This window comes from Geodermatophilus sp. SYSU D00684, assembly GCF_054050455.1.
Genome location: NZ_JBJGZI010000006.1, coordinates 40,661 through 56,524, shown reverse-complemented (window position 1 = coordinate 56,524; position 15,864 = coordinate 40,661). Strand labels below are relative to the sequence as shown.

Sequence of the window (15,864 nt, the reverse complement as noted above, 5' to 3'; positions counted from 1 at the left end):
GGCACAACCCGTTCGCGCGCCCTGGGAGACTCGTGTCGTGCTGTTGCGGATGTCCTCCCTGTTCCTGCGCACCCTGCGCGACGACCCGGCCGACGCCGAGGTCCCGAGCCACCGCCTGCTCGTGCGGGCCGGCTACATCCGCCGGGCCGCGCCGGGCGGCTTCACCTGGCTGCCGCTGGGCTACCGGGTGTTCCGCAACGTGGAGCGCGTCGTCCGCGAGGAGATGGACCGGATGGGCGCGCAGGAGGTGCACTTCCCGGCGCTGCTGCCCCGCGAGCCCTACGAGGCGACCAACCGCTGGACCGAGTACGGCCCCAACCTCTTCCGGCTGCAGGACCGCCGGGGCGCGGACTTCCTCCTCGGGCCCACGCACGAGGAGATGTTCACGCTCCTGGTGAAGGACCTGTACTCGTCGTACAAGGACCTGCCGCTGTCGCTGTACCAGATCCAGACCAAGTACCGGGACGAGGCGCGGCCCCGGGCGGGGCTGTTCCGCACCCGCGAGTTCACGATGAAGGACAGCTACTCCTTCGACGTCGACGACGCGGGCCTCGACGCCTCCTACGCCGCGCACCGCGCCGCCTACGTCCGGATCTTCGACCGGCTGGGCCTCGAGTACGTGATCGTCTCGGCGATGTCCGGCGCGATGGGCGGCTCCAAGAGCGAGGAGTTCCTGCACCCGACCGAGATCGGCGAGGACACCTTCGTCCGCTCGGCCGGCGGGTACGCGGCCAACGTCGAGGCGGTCGGCACCGTCGTCCCCGAGCCGCTGCCGATCGAGGGCCTGCCCGAGGCGCACGTCGAGGACACCCCCGACACCCCGACCATCGAGACGCTGGTCGCCGTCGCGCGGGAGTTGTTCCCCGACGCCGGGTACACGGCCGCCGCCACGCTGAAGAACGTCGTCGTCACGCTCGTGCACCCCGACGGCACCCGGGAGCCGCTGGTGATCGGCATCCCCGGCGACCGCGAGGTCGACGCCAAGCGGCTGGAGGCGCAGGTGGCGCCGGCCGAGGTGGAGCCGTTCACCGACTTCGAGGCGCACCCGGCGCTGGTCAAGGGCTACATCGGCCCGCAGGTGCTCGGGAAGGACAGCGAGTCGGGCATCCGCTACCTCGTCGACCCCCGCGTCGTCCCCGGCACCCGCTGGGTCACCGGCGCCAACGAGCCGGGCAGGCACGTGTTCGACCTGGTGGCCGGGCGCGACTTCTCCTGGGACGGGACCGTCGAGGCCGCCGAGGTGCTGCCCGGCGACCCCGCGCCCGACGGCTCCGGGCCGCTGGAGCTCGCCCGCGGCGTGGAGATCGGGCACATCTTCCAGCTGGGCCGCAAGTACGCCGACGCCCTCGGCCTCCAGGTGCTCGACGAGAACGGCAAGCTCGTCACCGTCACCATGGGCTCCTACGGCATCGGCGTCTCCCGTGCCGTCGCCGCGATCGCCGAGTCCACCCACGACGAGCTGGGCCTGGTCTGGCCGCGCGAGATCGCCCCGGCCGACGTGCACGTCGTCGCCACCGGCAAGGACGCCGCGGTGTTCGAGGCCGCGCAGGCGCTGTCCGACGAGCTGGTCGCCGCCGGGCTGACCGTGCTCTACGACGACCGGCCGAAGGTGTCGCCCGGGGTGAAGTTCAAGGACGCCGAGCTGCTCGGGATGCCGACCATCGTGACCGTCGGCCGCGGGCTCGCCGACGGCGTCGTCGAGCTGCGCGACCGGGCGACGGGGGAGCGGTCGGAGGTGCCGGTGGCCGGCGCCGCCGCGGCGGTGCTCGCTCAGGTCCGGTCGGAGACCAGCTCGACCTCGTAGCCGTCGGCGTCCTCGAGGTAGGCCGCCCGGTGCTGCGGGCCGCCGGCGAACGGGTGGCGGTCGGCGAACAGCAGCCGCCACCCGTGCGCCGGCGCCGCGGCCACCAGGGCGTCGAGGTCGTCGGCGGTGCCGGCCCGGAAGGCGAGGTGGTTGAGGCCCGGCCGGCGCCGCTCGTGGGTGTCCGCGGCGAGGTCCGGCGACCGCTCGACGACGACGTAGACGTCGCCGAGCCGCCAGGACCGGCCGTGCTCCCACGACTGGTACGGCGCCGCGCCCAGCGCGGTGAGCAGCCAGCCCCACGAGCGCTCCGCGCGGGCCAGGTCGGGCACCCACAGCTCGACGTGGTGCAGCAGACCCCGGCTGGTCATGGCACGCCTCCCGGCATCTGGCATCATGGTCGGTCGAACACGGCGGTGTGCGGCCCTCTCACCGACGCCGGCCGTGTCCCTGGCTCCGCCCCGGCGTAACCCCACGCGTCCGTCCGGCGAGCACCGACGAACAGCGTTCGAGGAGATTCCGAGCCACCGTGGCCACCAAGATCAAGCTCATGCGTCTGGGCAAGATGCGTGCTCCGTACTACCGCATCGTCGTCGCCGACTCGCGCACCAAGCGCGAGGGCCGCGTCATCGAGACGATCGGCAAGTACCACCCGAAGGAGGAGCCCTCCTTCATCGAGGTCGACAGCGAGCGCGCGCAGTACTGGCTGGGTGTCGGCGCGCAGCCGACCGAGCCGGTCGCGGCCATCTTCCGCGTGACCGGTGACTGGCAGAAGTTCAAGGGCGAGCCGGCCCCGCCGCCCATGAAGGTCGCCGCCCCCAAGCCCGACCGCAAGGCCCTCTACGAGGAGGCCGTCCGCAGTGCCGGCGAGGAGCCGGCCGCCGGTGCGACCACCCCGAAGAAGAAGGCCGCTCCCAAGGCCGACGACGCCGCCGCCACGGTGGCCGAGGCCGCCGGTGCCGGTGGCGAGGGCCCGGCCGCCGGCGCCACCACGACGCCTGCCGAGTAAGACGTGCTCGAAGAGGCGCTCGAGCACCTGGTCAAGGGCATCGTCGACCACCCGCGCGACGTGACCGTCGACCTGGTCGGCGGCCGCCGCGGCAAGACCCTCGAGGTCCGGGTCCACCCCGACGACCTCGGCAAGGTGATCGGCCGCGGCGGGCGCACCGCCAAGGCGCTGCGCACGGTCATGACCGGCGTCGGCGGTCGCGGCCTGCGGGTCGACGTCGTCGACACCGACGGGCGCTGAGCCGCGCGGCTTGGACGCGCAGAACTCCTCCACCGACACCGTGGTGGTCGGCCGCATCGGCCGGCCCCACGGTGTCCGTGGTGAGGCCACCGTCGAGGTCCGCACCGACGACCCCGGTGAGCGCTTCCGCCCCGGTGCCGTCCTGCGCACCGTCCCCGCCGGGCGCGGTCCGCTGACCGTCGCCGGCGCCCGCTGGCACCGCGAGGTGCTGCTGCTCGCGTTCGAGGGCTACGACAGCCGCGAGGCCGTCGAGACCCTCCGCGACACCCTGCTCGAGGTCCCGGTCGCCGACCTGCCGGCGCTGGAGGACCCCGACGCCTTCTACGACCACCAGCTGGTCGGCCTGGCCGCCCGGCTGACCGACGGCACCCCGCTGGGCGAGGTCACCGCGGTCCGCCACGAGGGCGCGGACCTGCTGGTCGTCGCGCGCCCCGACGGCGGCGAGCTGCTGGTGCCGTTCGTCACGGCGATCGTGCCGACCGTCGACGTGCCCGGCGGGTTCGTCGTCGTCGACCCGCCCGAGGGGCTGCTCGACCTGTGAGCGCCCCCTTCCGGATCGACGTCGTCACGATCTTCCCCGAGTACCTGGCACCGCTGCGCCAGTCGCTGCTCGGGAAGGCCGCCGAGCGCGGCCTGGTCTCCGTCGGCGTGCACGACCTGCGGCAGTGGACCGACGACGTCCACCGCACCGTCGACGACGCCCCCTACGGCGGCGGCCCCGGCATGGTCATGCGCCCCGAGCCGTGGGCGCGCGCCCTGGAGGCCGTCCGCCCGCCCGGCACCCGGCTGGTCGTGCCCACGCCCGCCGGGCGCCCGTTCACCCAGGCCGTCGCCGCCGAGTGGGCCGCCGAGCCCGGGCTGGTGTTCGCCTGCGGCCGCTACGAGGGCATCGACCAGCGGGTGGCCGAGTGGGCCGCCGCGGCCGGGCCGGTGTCGGAGGTCTCGATCGGCGACTACGTGCTCGCCGGCGGCGAGTCCGCGGTGCTGGTGATGGTCGAGGCGGTCACCCGGCTGATCCCCGGCGTCGTCGGCAACCGCGAGTCGGTCGAGTTCGACTCGCACGCCGACGGGCTGCTCGAGGGCCCCTCCTACACCCGCCCGGCGTCCTGGCGCGGGCTGGACGTCCCGCCGGTGCTGCTGTCCGGCGACCACGCCGCGATCGCCCGCTGGCGCCGCGCGGAGTCGCTGCGGCGGACCGCGACCCGGCGTCCCGACCTGCTGGCCGCGCTGCCCGAGGACGCGCTGTCGGCCGCCGACCGGGCGGTCCTCGACGGTGCCTGAGCGCGCGGAGGTCGCTCGGGCGGTGGTCCGCCCCACGGCGCGGGTCGTCGTGCTCGACCCCGGCGGCCGGGTGCTGCTGCTCGGCGCCCGGCTGACCGACCCCGCCGTCCCGCCCGGCGACGTGCTGTTCTGGTACACGCCCGGCGGGGGAGTGGAGGGCGGCGAGAGCGTCCGCGAGGCCGCCGCCCGCGAGCTGGCCGAGGAGATCGGCCTGGTCGTGGACCCCGCGGCCCTGGAGGGCCCGGTGTGGTTCCGGCGGCACGTCGGGCCGTTCGCCGGCGTGCAGATCGACTCGCGGGAGACCTTCTTCGTCCTGCGCGACGTCGTCCACGAGGTGGACGCCACCGGCCGCACCGAGCTGGAGCTGCTGGGGGAGGAGCCGCACCGCTGGTGGACCGCCGCCGAGATCGCCGCGGCGGACGTGGAGTTCGCGCCGCGCGAGCTCGCCGGCGTGCTGCCCGAGCTGCTGGCCGGGCCGTGGCGCCGGCCACCCCGCGTGGTCGACTGACCGGCCCGGGGACCAGCCTCGCCCGGCCCGCGCTCGGCAGGGTGGCGCCCGTGTGGCACAGTAGAGAGTCGCTGCAGACCGGAGGCGCCGCCGACGGGCACTCCTCCCGGAGTCGCAGCCACCTGGTCCGGAGCGTGGGGCACCCCGATGCCCGGGCCGACGACGAGCCAACGCTGAGACCGAGGAATGCTGCGATGAACACCCTGGACGTACTCGACGCCGACTCGCTGCGCGACGACATCCCCGAGTTCCGCCCCGGGGACACCGTCAAGGTGCACGTCCGCGTCGTCGAGGGCAACCGCTCGCGCATCCAGGTCTTCCAGGGCGTCGTGATCCGGCGCCAGGGCGGCGGGATCCGCGAGACCTTCACCGTCCGCAAGGTCAGCTTCGGCGTGGGCGTGGAGCGCACCTTCCCGGTGCACACCCCGGTCGTCGAGAAGATCGAGGTGTTGACCCGCGGTGACGTCCGCCGGGCCAAGCTCTACTACCTGCGCGAGCTGCGCGGCAAGGCCGCCAAGATCAAGGAGCGTCGCGAGACCGTCGCGCGCTGACCGTCCCCGGCTCCGGCCGGACGACTCCGGGCCGGTCCGACCCGGCCTGACCACGGCGGGTCCTCCGCGGCCGTACGCTGGCTCCTGATGAGCAGCGATCGGTCCGGAGGGCCCGCCGACGTCGTCCCGGGGGACGACCCCACGCCCGAGCGGCCGGACGCCGGTGGCCGCCGCCGCACCTGGCGGCGGCGGGACGAGCCGGAGAAGAAGAGCTCGCTGCTGCGCGAGCTGCCCGTGCTGCTGCTCGTGGCCTTCGTGCTCGCGCTGCTGGTGAAGACCTTCCTCGCGCAGGCCTTCTTCATCCCCTCCGGGTCGATGGAGCAGACGCTGCACGGCTGCACCGGCTGCACCGGGGACCGCGTCCTGGTCAACAAGGTCCCGTACTGGTTCGGCGACCCCGAGCCCGGCGACATCGTCGTCTTCGAGGGGCCGGACACCTGGACGCCCGAGGTCGAGGTCTCCGAGCCCACCAACTGGTTCACCGGCGGGCTGCTGTGGCTGGGCCGGGCCGTCGGCGTGGCGCCGCCGAGCGAGGACGACTACGTCAAGCGGGTCATCGCCGTGGGCGGCCAGACCGTGCAGTGCTGCGACGCCGAGGGCCGGGTGACCGTCGACGGCGAGCCGCTCGACGAGCCCTACATCTACGAGGACACCCCGCTGGAGTCCCGCGCCTTCGGCCCCGTCACCGTGCCGGAGGGCCGGCTGTGGGTCATGGGGGACCACCGGTCGGCCTCGGCCGACTCCCGCTCGCACGTCGGCGACCGCTACGGCGGCACCGTCGCCGTCGACGACGTGATCGGCAAGGCCGCGCTCATCGTCTGGCCGGTGTCCCGGTTCGGCACGCTGGACTCCCCGGACATCCAGCGCACGGAGGCGGCCGCCGCCGCGGGCACCGTGGGCCAGGTGCTCCCGCTCGGTGCGGGCCTCGTCGGCGCGCTGCCGGTCGCGGCGTGGAACCGCCGGCGCCGGTCGCGCCGCCCGCCCCCGGGCTGACCCCCGCCCGCCTCCCGACGGCGCCGTCCCTCCCCGAGGGACGGCGCCGTCGTCTTTCCTGCGCCATTCCCGGGATCGGCGTCCCCAAGTCGACAAATGGGAGACGGTCACCTTTCCGGTTTCTCCTGTGACGAGCGCTACCAATACGGGCTGCGAAGAAAATCCCCAGGAAGTGTTCAAGGACCGCGCCATTCATCCCGATGGAGTAGTCGAGAGCAACCCGGTCCACCGAAATGGAGAATGTCGTGTCCGCACCCCTGGCGAGCGCTACCCGAGGCGTCACCCGCGTGCTCCTCCTCGCCGACGCCCCCGTCCTGCGGCGCGGCCTGGTCAGCATGATCAATGAGACCGCCGGCATGCAGTCGGTGGGCACCCCCGGCGAGCTGCGCCGCGCCCTCACCCTCGTCGAGACCGCCCGACCCGACGCCGTGGTCGTCGAGATGGGCGCCGGCCGCGCCGCCACCCTGAACGTCGTCCGCGACCTGCGCCGCCGCTTCCCGCGGGTCGCCGTCGTCGCCCTCGCCACCTCCGAGGACCCGGCCGTGGTCAACGAGGCGGTCGCCGCCGGCGTCCGCGGCTACCTGATGCTCAACACCTCGCCGACCCTGCTCGGCTGGGCGATCCTGGCCGCCCGCGCCGGCCGGACCGTCGTCGACCCGCAGATCCGCCGCGTTGAGCCCGCCGCCGCCCCCGTCGGCAAGCCGCTGACCCCCGAGGTGCCGCTCACCCGGCGCGAGCAGGATGTCCTCGACGAGCTGCTGCAGGGCCAGTCCAACCGGCAGATCGGCCGCAACCTGTTCATCAGCGAGGACACCGTCAAGTCGCACGTGAAGGCGATCCTGCGCAAGCTCGGCGCCCGCGACCGCGCGCACGCCGTCTCGCTGGTCCTGTCCTCCCGCTCCTCCGGCACCTGCACCTGCGGCGCCCACGCGCTGACCGTCCCGGCCCCGGCCCCGGCCCCGGCCGAGGTCTGATCCCGGCGCCCGGACCCGGCAGCACCGCGCCGGGTCCGGCGCCCCCCGGCCGGCCGTCCGCCTCCTCGGCGGCCGGACGGGGACGACGGGCCGGCCCCCTCTGACCCCGGGGGCCGGCCCGCCGCCGTCTGCGCACCGTCCCGTCCCGCCGTCCCGGGGACGGGACGTGTCCCCCGGGCGTCGTAGTGTCGGACGGCGATGGCAGGCCGTCTTCCCCCCGCTCACCGGGCCGCCGTGACGCCGGCCGCCCGCACCCGCCGTCCCGACCCCGTCGGCGACCCGGGCCGCGACGACTCGCTCTGGGACATGGAGCGCTCGCTGCGCCGGCGCGGGTTCTCCGCCGTCGCCGGCGCCGACGAGGCCGGCCGCGGCGCGTGCGCCGGACCGCTGGTCGCCGCCGCGTGCGTGCTGCCCCCCGGGCGCCGCGGGCGGGTGCCCGGGCTGGCCGACTCCAAGCTCCTGACCGCCGCGGCGCGCGAGCGGGTCTACGCCGAGGTCGTCGACCGCGCGCTGTCCTGGTCGGTCGTGGTCATCCCGGTCGCCGACCTCGACGCGCGCGGCATGCACGTCACCAACCTCGAGGCGCTGCGCCGCGCGGTCAGCGCGCTGGACCCGCCGGCGGACTACGTGCTCACCGACGGCTTCTCCGTGCCCGGCCTCGGGGTGCCGGCCCTGGCCGTGTGGAAGGGCGACCGGGTCGCCGCCTGCGTGGCCGCGGCGTCTGTGCTGGCCAAGGTCACCCGGGACCGGATCATGCTCGACGTGCACGAGCGCTTCCCCGAGTACGACTTCGCGGTGCACAAGGGCTACGCCACCGAGGCGCACACCGCCGCGCTGGAGCGTCACGGGCCCTGTCCCGAGCACCGGTCGCGCTTCGTCAACGTCGTCCGCGCCCGCGACGCGCGCGCCGTCCGGGAACTCCAGCTCACCGCTGCCGGCGGCATGGTCGATGATGGGGGCATGCGCACGATCTCCGGAGAGCCGCGATGAGCACCGAGGACCTGGAGAAGTACGAGACCGAGATGGAGCTGCAGCTCTATCGCGAGTACCGGGACATCGTCCGGCAGTTCACCTACGTGGTGGAGACCGAGCGGCGCTTCTACCTGGCCAACGCCGTCGACCTGCAGGTCCGCGAGGCCGGCGGCGAGGTGTTCTTCGAGCTCAAGCTGTCCGACGCCTGGGTCTGGGACATGTACCGGCCGGCGCGGTTCGTCCGCAACGTCCGGGTGCTGACGTTCAAGGACGTCAACGTCGAGGAGCTGGACAAGCCCGACCTCGAGCTGCCCGAGGGGCCGCGCCTGTCCTGATCCGCAGTCCGGGCCGGGGACGCCGCAGGTCCGGGGCGCTCCCGGCTCAGGCCGGTGAGGGGACGGCCGCCTTCTCGCGCAGCACCTCCGCGACGGTGCTCATGTTCTCGACGCCCATCCGCCTGGTCAGCGCGGTGGTGTCCCAGGGGGTCTCCAGGCAGGCCATGAAGCGGTCGAGCGCCATGACGGTGGCCGCGGCGGGTGCCACGGGCGCCAGCACGCGCTGGGCGACGGCGTAGGCCGCGGCGGGCGTGCTCAGCACCCGGACGCGCCGGTCCAGCACCTCCTCGAAGTGCCGGGCGACGTCGGCCCACGTGAGCACCTCGGGGCCGCCGACGTCCACGGCGCCGTCGACGTCGTGGGCGTCCGCCGCTGCCACCATCAGCCGCGCGACGTCGTGCACGGAGATGAACGCGTGTCGCGCCGACGCCGGTCCGGGCACGAGCATGAGGCCGTGGTCGTCGATGCTGCGGCCGGTCAGGCGGCGGAACCGCTGCAGGAACGGGAAGGGCCGTGACGTGACCGGCCGCAGCTCGGCCCGGACCGGGAGAGAGCTGCCGACGAGCGCCAGCCACACCTCGGTGAACGGCGCCAGCCGCAGCGATGCCCACGACAGCGTGGACGCCGCGAGCCGCTCCTCCGTCCGGCGCTTGGCCCGGACCGGTGGCACGGCCTCGTCGACCGGTCCGGCCGGCACGCTGGCGTACACGAAGCGGCGCACCCCGGCCCGCTCGGCCCGGGCCACCAGCTCGGCGTAGCCGCGGACCTCTGCGGCGTGCGTGTCCCCGCGCTGCGTGGGCGCGATCACGCTGGCGGTCGCGACGACGCCCCGGACTCCGGCCAGCGCCGCGTCGAGCGTCTCCGGTTTCCGCAGGTCGGCCGCCACGATCTCCGCGCCGGTCGCTGCGATGTCGGGCGCGGCCTCCGGCCGGCGCACCACTGCCCGCACCGGACGGCCCTGTGCCGCCAGCAGCCGGACGACCTGGCAGCCCAACTGGCCGGTCGCCCCCACGACGAGGATCACGGTGGTCCCTCCTCCCTGCCGAGCCCGGACCGGGGACGCGGCGACGCTAGGAGCCTGTGGGCGGGAACCGACAGGGCACGAGGGCCTCTCCACAGGCCCTCACCCCGTCCACAGAACGGCCGGGAGGTCCCGGACGTCGAGCGTGCGGGGTCACGGTCGGCGGGTGTCCACGAGAACCGAACTCGGCAGCCGCGGGGAGACGATCGCCGCGGCCTACCTCACCGACGCCGGGCTAGCCGTCCTCGACCGCAACTGGCGGTGCCGCGACGGCGAGCTCGACATCGTCGCCCGCGAGGGGACAGCGATCGTCTTCTGCGAGGTCAAGACCCGCCGCGCCACCGGCTTCGGCCACCCCGTCGAGGCGGTGACCGCGGCCAAGCAGCGGCGGCTGCGCACGCTGGCCCAGCGGTGGCTGGCCGCCCACGACGAGCACGCGCCCGACCTGCGCTTCGACGTCGTCGGCGTGCTGGTGCGGCCGGCCGCGCCGGCGCTGGTCACCCACCTGCGCGGGGCGTTCTCGTGACGCTCGCCCGCACCTGGTCGGTCGGGCTGGCCGGGGTTTCCGGCGCGATGGTCGAGGTCGAGGTGGACATGTCCGCCGGCGTCCCCGGGGTGGTCCTGGTCGGCCTGCCCGACGCCGTGGTGCGCCAGTCGGTCGACCGGGTCCGCGCGGCCGTGGTCAACACCGGGGCGTCCTGGCCGATGCGGCGGATCACCATCGGGCTGTCGCCGGCGTCGATGCCCAAGCAGGGGAGCGGCTTCGACCTCGCGCTGGCCGCCGCCGTGCTCGCCGCGGCCGGCACGCTCCCGGCCGACGCCGCCGACGGGCTGGTCCTGCTCGGCGAGCTGGGGCTCGACGGCTCGGTGCGCGCGGTCCGGGGCGTGCTGCCCGCCGTGCTGGCCGCCGCCCGGGCCGGGCACGGCACCGTCGTCGTCCCGGCCGGCAACGCGGAGGAGGCCGCGCTGGTCGACGGCGTCGACGTCCTCGCCGCGCACACCCTCGGCGACCTGGTGGCCCACCTGTCCGGCCGCGCCCGGCTGACGCCGCACCTCCGCGGCCCGCTGCCCCCGCCGGCACCGGCCCCGGACCTCGGGGACGTCGTCGGCCAGGCCGCGGGCCGGCGCGCGGTGGAGGTCGCGGCGGCCGGCGGGCACCACCTGCTCCTCACCGGGCCGCCGGGGGCGGGCAAGACGATGCTCGCCGAGCGGCTGCCCGGCCTGCTGCCCGTCCTCGACGAGCGGGCCGCGCTCGAGGTCACCGCCATCCACTCGGTCGCCGGCACGCTGCCGCCGGACGCGCCGCTGCTCAGCCGGCCGCCGTTCGAGGCGCCGCACCACTCGGCCACCATGGCCGCCCTCGTCGGCGGCGGCTCGGGCGCCATCCGCCCCGGCGCCCTGTGCCGCGCCCACCGCGGCGTGCTGTTCCTGGACGAGGCGCCGGAGTTCGCCCGCGCGACGCTGGACACGCTGCGCCAGCCCCTCGAGCGGGGCCAGGTCACGATCAGCCGGGCCGCCGGGTCAGCGACCTTCCCGTGCCGCGCCCAGCTGGTGCTCGCCGCCAACCCGTGCCCGTGCGCCAGCGCGGCCGGCGACTCCGCGTGCACCTGCAGCCCGCTGGAGCGCCGCCGCTACCAGTCCCGGCTGTCCGGCCCGCTGCTGGACCGCATCGACCTGCGGATCGAGCTGCCGCCGGTCACCCGCGCCGCCTGGCTGGACACCGGGGCGCCCCCGGAGCCGACCGCCGCGGTGGCGGCCCGCGTCGCGGCCGCCCGGGGAGCCGCCGCCGCCCGGCTGCACGGCACCGGCCTGCTGCTCAACAGCCAGGTGCCCGGGCGGCTGCTGCGCGAGCGCTGGGCGGTGCCGCGGCCGGCGCTGGCGCTGGCCGAGCGGGCGCTGGACCGCGGCCTGCTGTCGGTCCGCGGGCTGGACCGCGTGCTACGGGTGTCCTGGACGCTGGCCGACCTCGCCGGGCGCGCGGTCCCCGACGGCGGCGACGTCGCCGAGGCGCTGGGGATGCGGCTGCAGCGGGTGGCGGCATGAGTGCGCCCACCCTCGACGAGGACCTCGAGGACGCCCTCGCCGGCCCGGCCGCGGTCGACGGGGTGGCGGTCCCCGGCATCCGGCGCGCCCGCGCCTGGCTGACCCGGGCCGCGGAGCCGGGCTCGGTGGCCCTGTGGCGGTGGGTCGACGACGTCGGCCCGGTCGCCGCGGTGCGCGCCCTGCGGGCCGGGGCGGCGCCCGAGCGGGCCCGCGCCCTGGTCGGCGTGCGCGCCGAGCAGGACGCCACCCTCGCCGACCTCCACCGGGCGGAGCGGTGCGGGGCCCGGCTGGTGGTCCCCGAGGACGACGAGTGGCCCGCGCTGCCGCTGCACGCGCTGACCGTCGCTGCGCACACCGACGGCGACGGCGCGGGCCGGCGCGACCGGACCACCGCGCTCGTCCCGCCGGTCGCCCTGTGGGTGCGCGGCGACCCGCCGCTCGGGCCGGCCGTCGACCGCTCCGTGGCCGTGGTCGGCGCGCGGGCGTCCACGGCCTACGGCGAGCACGTGGCCGCCGACCTCGGCGCGCAGCTGGGGGAGCGCGGCTGGACGGTCGTCTCCGGCGGCGCGTACGGCATCGACGTCGCCGCCCACCGCGGCGCGCTGGCCGCGGGCGCCCCCACCGTGGTCGTGCTCGCCTGCGGGGTCGACCGGGCCTACCCGGCCGCCCACTCCGCGGTGTTCGCGCGCATCGTCAGCGGCGGCGGCCTGCTGGTCAGCGAGTGGCCGCCGGGCGCGGCTCCGCACCGGCACCGCTTCCTCGTCCGCAACCGGATCATCGCCGGGCTCACCCGCGGCACCGTGGTGGTCGAGGCCGCGGCCCGCTCCGGCGCGCAGGCGACCGCCCGGCGCGCCCGCGCCCTGGGCAAGGAGGTGCTGGTCGTGCCCGGTCCGGTGACGAGCGCGATGTCGGTCGGCTGCCACGAGCTGCTGCGGGAGCAGGAGTCCGGCGCCCGGCTGGTCAGCAACGCCGCGCAGGTCATCGAGGCCGTCGGCAGCCTCGGGGACGACCTCGCCGCGCCGGCGCACCGGCCCGTGTCACCGCGCGACGGCCTGTCCGACCTGGCCCGCCGGGTGCTCGACGCCTGCCCGGTGCGGACCGGCGTGAGTGCCGAGCGGCTGGCCGCGGTCGCCGGCTGCGACCCGCTCGAGGCGATGCGCGTGCTGCCCGGTTTGGAGATCGCCGAGCTCGTGCAGTGGACCGGCACCGGCTGGCGGCTGGCGCCACCGCCGCGGGAGGGACGCGGCCGCTGACCCGGCCGCTGACCCGGCGGGGGCCCGCCGGGGCCCGACCGGCGGGTCCCGCGTCGCGTGCGACATCCGTCGCGCGCGACCGGACGGCGCGGCGGCTTGACCCACGGACGGTGCCGTCGGACGGTCGGAGCGTGACCGCCCGGACCGCCGACGCCCGCGCCGCGCTGCCGCCGGCGCTCGCGGCCGCGCTCGAGGGCTACGAGGACGCGCTGCGGGACGAGCGGGACCTGTCCGGGCACACCGTCCGCGGCTACGTCACCGACGCCGTCTGGCTGCTCGACCACCTCGCCCGCCGCGGCGGCACGCGGGTCGACGAGCTGGACCTCGCCGCGCTGCGCAGCTGGCTGGCCCAGGGCCGCGCGCGCGGCGCCAGCCGCGCGACCACCGCCCGCCGCGCCGCCGCCGCCCGCTCGTTCACCGCCTGGCTGCGCCGCTCGGGACACACCCCCGAGGACGTCGGCCTGCGGCTGGTCAGCCCCAAGGCGCACCGGACGCTGCCCGACGTGCTCGCCCCCGACCAGGCCCGCGCCGTCGTCGAGTCCACCGCCGGCGCCGAGGACCCCGTGGGCCTGCGCGACGCCGTCGTCCTCGAGCTGCTGTACGCCAGCGGCATCCGGGTCAGCGAGCTGGTCGGCCTGGACGTCGACGACGTCGACCGCGGCCGCCGGCTGCTGCGGGTCCTCGGCAAGGGCCGCAAGGAGCGCAGCGTGCCCTATGGCGCGCCGGCCGAGCGGGCGCTCGACGCCTGGCTGACCCGGGGCCGCCCGGCGCTGGCCACTCCCGACTCCGGCCCGGCGCTGCTGCTGGGCCTGCGCGGGCGGCGGCTGGACCCGCGCGAGGCCCGCCGGACCGTGCACGCCGCGGTGGCCCGCGCACCCGGCGCCCCCGACGTCGGCCCGCACGGGCTGCGGCACTCCGCGGCCACCCACGTCCTGGAGGGCGGCGCCGACCTGCGCTCCGTCCAGGAGCTGCTCGGCCACGCTAGCCTCGCGACGACGCAGATCTACACGCACGTGACCGTCGAGCGGCTGCGTGCGGTGCACGCCCAGGCGCACCCGCGGGCCTGAGCCGACCGCCCACCCGAACGACCGTCCCGGGTCCGGCAGGACCCCCAGCCACCACGAAGCGGGAGACCCGACGTGCCCGAGGCCACCATCCACCGGATCGGCGGCGAGTCCGAGGAGGACGCCGACGCCGCGCTGGCCGAGCTGTGGGCGCAGTACGTCGCCGACCGCGCCCCCGAGCTGCGCGACCGGCTGATCCTGCACTACGCGCCGCTGGTCAAGTACGTCGCCGGCCGGGTCGGCAGCGGCCTGCCGGCGCACGTGGAGCATGCCGACCTGGTCTCCTACGGCACCTTCGGGCTCATCGACGCGATCACCCGCTACCAGCCCTCGCGCGAGGTCAAGTTCGAGAGCTACGCGATGTCCCGCATCCGCGGCGCGATCATCGACGAGCTGCGCAGCACCGACTGGATCCCGCGGTCGGTGCGGATGCGTGCCCGGCAGTTCGAGCGGACGGTCGCCACGCTGGAGAACCAGCTCCGGCGCAGCCCGACCGACGAGGAGATCGCCGCGGCGATGGAGATGGACGTCGAGGACGTGCGCAAGTTCCTCGGCCAGCTCTCCCTAGTCAACGTCGTCGCCCTCGACGAGCTGCTCACCGACGACGACGGCGGCGCGCCCCGGCTGGTCGACACGCTGCAGGACGCCAACGCCCTCGACCCGCAGGCGATGGCCGAGCACGGCGAGGCCCGCCAGCTGCTCGCCCGCGCCGTCGAGCAGCTGCCCGAGCGGGAGAAGGTCGTCGTCAGCCTCTACTACTTCGAGGGCCTGACGCTGGCCGACATCGGCCGCGTCCTCGGAGTCACCGAGAGCCGCATCTGCCAGCTGCACACCAAGGCCGTGCTGCACCTGCGCACCAAGCTCGCCGACATCGCCTGAGCCGCCGGTGGTGCTCGAGCACGCGCTCCTCCCGGTCCGCCCCGGCCGGGAGGATGCCTTCGAGGCGGCCTTCGCGCGCGCCCGGCCGATCGTCGAGGCGTCCCCGGGGTTCCGCTCCCTGCGGCTGTCCCGGTGCCTGGAGCGGCCGGGGACCTACCTGCTGCTGGTCGAGTGGGACCGGCTGGAGGACCACACCGAGGGGTTCCGCGGCTCGGCCGCCTACCAGGAGTGGAAGGCCCTGCTGCACTCCTTCTACGACCCGTTCCCCGTGGTCGAGCACTTCACCGACGTGGCGGCGGCCGGGGATCAGGCCGCCGCGACGCGGCGCCGCAGCGCGGCCTCGATCGGCCCCGACAGGAACAGCAGGAACATCGCCCAGTAGTGCACGCCCGGCAGCAGCGAGCCGGCCAGCAGGGCGACGAGGAACAGCCCGCTGGCGACCAGGGACGGCCACGGGGGGCCGACCGGCGCGGCGGCGTCGCGGCGCAGGGCGGGGCGCCGCCACAGCAGCAGGCTGATCGCCGTGAGGCAGAACGAGCTCAGCGTGATCGTGCCGATGTAGAGCGCGACCGCGGGCCGGTCGGTGCCGTAGCGGGCCGACACCTGGGTGGCGAACGGCAGCAGGACGATCGTGAGGATCCACAGCAGGTTGGCCGTGAGGAACGCGGGGTCGTAGGACCCGACGGTCTCGACCACCCGGTGGTGGACCAGCCAGAGCCGCGCGATCACGACGAAGCTGAGGAAGAACGCGCCGATCTGGGACGCCTCGCCGGCCAGCAGCGTGCCGAGGCCGGTCCGCGGCTCCGCGCCGTCGAGCAGCTCGGTCAGCGGCAGCACGAGCAGGGTGATGGCGATGGCGACGACCGCGTCGAGGAACGTGACGAAACGGTCGAGGCCCCGTTCGGTCTGCACCCCGCGCAGGCTAGGGGCGGCGGCCGGT

20 protein-coding genes are annotated in these 15,864 nt (G+C 75.9%); 17 read left to right on the top strand and 3 right to left on the bottom strand.

Going from position 1 to position 15,864, the window contains the following annotated elements:
• Nucleotides 1-49 precede the first annotated feature (49 nt).
• Entirely contained in the window at nucleotides 50-1,804 is a 1,755-nt protein-coding gene (locus tag ACI79L_RS05660) for a proline--tRNA ligase (RefSeq protein WP_456935831.1), read from the top strand.
• Here ACI79L_RS05660 and ACI79L_RS05655 read toward each other — a convergent pair.
• Nucleotides 1,771-2,172: a VOC family protein gene (locus ACI79L_RS05655; RefSeq protein WP_456935830.1), complete on the bottom strand. Its 402-nt coding sequence runs from the start codon at nucleotides 2,170-2,172 to the stop codon at nucleotides 1,771-1,773. The two genes, ACI79L_RS05660 and ACI79L_RS05655, sit on opposite strands and share 34 nt — an antisense overlap.
• 158 nt (nucleotides 2,173-2,330) lie before the next feature.
• Between ACI79L_RS05655 and rpsP the strand changes: the two genes are divergently transcribed.
• The 10 genes from rpsP (at nucleotide 2,331) to ACI79L_RS05605 (ending at nucleotide 8,664) form a co-directional block, all read left to right on the top strand.
• Entirely contained in the window at nucleotides 2,331-2,810 is a 480-nt protein-coding gene (rpsP, locus tag ACI79L_RS05650) for a 30S ribosomal protein S16 (RefSeq protein ID WP_456935829.1), read from the top strand.
• 3 nt (nucleotides 2,811-2,813) lie between these two features.
• Nucleotides 2,814-3,050: an RNA-binding protein gene (locus ACI79L_RS05645; RefSeq protein ID WP_387993447.1), complete on the top strand. Its 237-nt coding sequence runs from the start codon at nucleotides 2,814-2,816 to the stop codon at nucleotides 3,048-3,050.
• A gap of 10 nt (nucleotides 3,051-3,060) precedes the next feature.
• A complete protein-coding gene (gene rimM, locus ACI79L_RS05640; protein WP_456929882.1) occupies nucleotides 3,061-3,591 on the top strand; it encodes a ribosome maturation factor RimM in 531 nt (176 codons plus the stop codon).
• Complete coding sequence (trmD, locus tag ACI79L_RS05635; RefSeq protein WP_456935828.1) at nucleotides 3,588-4,331, top strand: tRNA (guanosine(37)-N1)-methyltransferase TrmD; 744 nt, start codon at nucleotides 3,588-3,590, stop codon at nucleotides 4,329-4,331. Before rimM ends, trmD begins: the two co-directional genes overlap by 4 nt.
• Nucleotides 4,332-4,353: 22 nt before the next feature.
• Nucleotides 4,354-4,839, top strand: coding sequence for an NUDIX domain-containing protein (locus tag ACI79L_RS05630; RefSeq protein ID WP_456935827.1), 486 nt, complete (start codon nucleotides 4,354-4,356; stop codon nucleotides 4,837-4,839).
• Nucleotides 4,840-5,033: 194 nt separating this feature from the next.
• Nucleotides 5,034-5,390: a 50S ribosomal protein L19 gene (rplS, locus tag ACI79L_RS05625; RefSeq protein ID WP_387993438.1), complete on the top strand. Its 357-nt coding sequence runs from the start codon at nucleotides 5,034-5,036 to the stop codon at nucleotides 5,388-5,390.
• An 87-nt stretch (nucleotides 5,391-5,477) separates the two neighbouring features.
• The gene (gene lepB, locus ACI79L_RS05620) at nucleotides 5,478-6,383 is read left to right on the top strand and encodes a signal peptidase I (RefSeq protein WP_456935826.1); all 906 of its coding nucleotides are present in this window, start codon (nucleotides 5,478-5,480) and stop codon (nucleotides 6,381-6,383) included.
• Between the two features lie 245 nt (nucleotides 6,384-6,628).
• Nucleotides 6,629-7,357, top strand: a complete 729-nt coding sequence (locus tag ACI79L_RS05615) for a LuxR C-terminal-related transcriptional regulator (protein ID WP_456935825.1) — start codon at nucleotides 6,629-6,631, stop codon at nucleotides 7,355-7,357.
• 234 nt (nucleotides 7,358-7,591) lie between these two features.
• A complete protein-coding gene (locus ACI79L_RS05610; protein WP_456935824.1) occupies nucleotides 7,592-8,347 on the top strand; it encodes a ribonuclease HII in 756 nt (251 codons plus the stop codon).
• Nucleotides 8,344-8,664 carry a DUF2469 domain-containing protein gene (locus tag ACI79L_RS05605; protein ID WP_456929888.1) on the top strand — a complete coding sequence of 107 codons (321 nt, stop codon included), beginning with the start codon at nucleotides 8,344-8,346 and terminating at the stop codon, nucleotides 8,662-8,664. The genes ACI79L_RS05610 and ACI79L_RS05605 overlap by 4 nt, the downstream gene beginning before the upstream one ends.
• Before the next feature lie 46 nt (nucleotides 8,665-8,710).
• Here ACI79L_RS05605 and ACI79L_RS05600 read toward each other — a convergent pair whose 3' ends face one another.
• Entirely contained in the window at nucleotides 8,711-9,688 is a 978-nt protein-coding gene (locus ACI79L_RS05600) for an SDR family oxidoreductase (RefSeq protein ID WP_456935823.1), read from the bottom strand.
• Nucleotides 9,689-9,851: 163 nt separating this feature from the next.
• On the opposite strand from ACI79L_RS05600, the gene ACI79L_RS05595 reads away from it, so the two are divergent.
• The 6 genes from ACI79L_RS05595 (at nucleotide 9,852) to ACI79L_RS05570 (ending at nucleotide 15,306) form a co-directional block, all read left to right on the top strand.
• The gene (locus ACI79L_RS05595; protein WP_456935822.1) at nucleotides 9,852-10,211 is read left to right on the top strand and encodes a YraN family protein; all 360 of its coding nucleotides are present in this window, start codon (nucleotides 9,852-9,854) and stop codon (nucleotides 10,209-10,211) included.
• Nucleotides 10,208-11,728 carry a YifB family Mg chelatase-like AAA ATPase gene (locus ACI79L_RS05590; protein WP_456935821.1) on the top strand — a complete coding sequence of 507 codons (1,521 nt, stop codon included), beginning with the start codon at nucleotides 10,208-10,210 and terminating at the stop codon, nucleotides 11,726-11,728. The genes ACI79L_RS05595 and ACI79L_RS05590 overlap by 4 nt, the downstream gene beginning before the upstream one ends.
• Nucleotides 11,725-12,981 carry a DNA-processing protein DprA gene (dprA, locus tag ACI79L_RS05585; protein WP_456935820.1) on the top strand — a complete coding sequence of 419 codons (1,257 nt, stop codon included), beginning with the start codon at nucleotides 11,725-11,727 and terminating at the stop codon, nucleotides 12,979-12,981. The genes ACI79L_RS05590 and dprA overlap by 4 nt, the downstream gene beginning before the upstream one ends.
• Before the next feature lie 131 nt (nucleotides 12,982-13,112).
• Nucleotides 13,113-14,048 carry a tyrosine-type recombinase/integrase gene (locus ACI79L_RS05580; protein ID WP_456935819.1) on the top strand — a complete coding sequence of 312 codons (936 nt, stop codon included), beginning with the start codon at nucleotides 13,113-13,115 and terminating at the stop codon, nucleotides 14,046-14,048.
• A 72-nt stretch (nucleotides 14,049-14,120) separates the two neighbouring features.
• The gene (gene whiG, locus ACI79L_RS05575) at nucleotides 14,121-14,924 is read left to right on the top strand and encodes an RNA polymerase sigma factor WhiG (RefSeq protein WP_456935818.1); all 804 of its coding nucleotides are present in this window, start codon (nucleotides 14,121-14,123) and stop codon (nucleotides 14,922-14,924) included.
• Nucleotides 14,925-14,931: 7 nt separating this feature from the next.
• The gene (locus tag ACI79L_RS05570) at nucleotides 14,932-15,306 is read left to right on the top strand and encodes an antibiotic biosynthesis monooxygenase family protein (protein ID WP_456935817.1); all 375 of its coding nucleotides are present in this window, start codon (nucleotides 14,932-14,934) and stop codon (nucleotides 15,304-15,306) included.
• Here the strand turns inward: ACI79L_RS05570 and ACI79L_RS05565 are convergent.
• Nucleotides 15,231-15,836: a TMEM175 family protein gene (locus ACI79L_RS05565; protein ID WP_456935816.1), complete on the bottom strand. Its 606-nt coding sequence runs from the start codon at nucleotides 15,834-15,836 to the stop codon at nucleotides 15,231-15,233. The two genes, ACI79L_RS05570 and ACI79L_RS05565, sit on opposite strands and share 76 nt — an antisense overlap.
• Nucleotides 15,837-15,864: the final 28 nt, after the last annotated feature.

Coding starts and splice junctions, on each gene's coding strand:
- ACI79L_RS05660 (WP_456935831.1), top strand. CDS start 50: ATGTCCTCCCTGTTCCTGCGCACCCTGCGCGACGACCCGGCCGACGCC.
- ACI79L_RS05655 (WP_456935830.1), bottom strand. CDS start 2,172: ATGACCAGCCGGGGTCTGCTGCACCACGTCGAGCTGTGGGTGCCCGAC.
- rplS (WP_387993438.1), top strand. CDS start 5,034: ATGAACACCCTGGACGTACTCGACGCCGACTCGCTGCGCGACGACATC.
- lepB (WP_456935826.1), top strand. CDS start 5,478: ATGAGCAGCGATCGGTCCGGAGGGCCCGCCGACGTCGTCCCGGGGGAC.
- ACI79L_RS05605 (WP_456929888.1), top strand. CDS start 8,344: ATGAGCACCGAGGACCTGGAGAAGTACGAGACCGAGATGGAGCTGCAG.
- dprA (WP_456935820.1), top strand. CDS start 11,725: ATGAGTGCGCCCACCCTCGACGAGGACCTCGAGGACGCCCTCGCCGGC.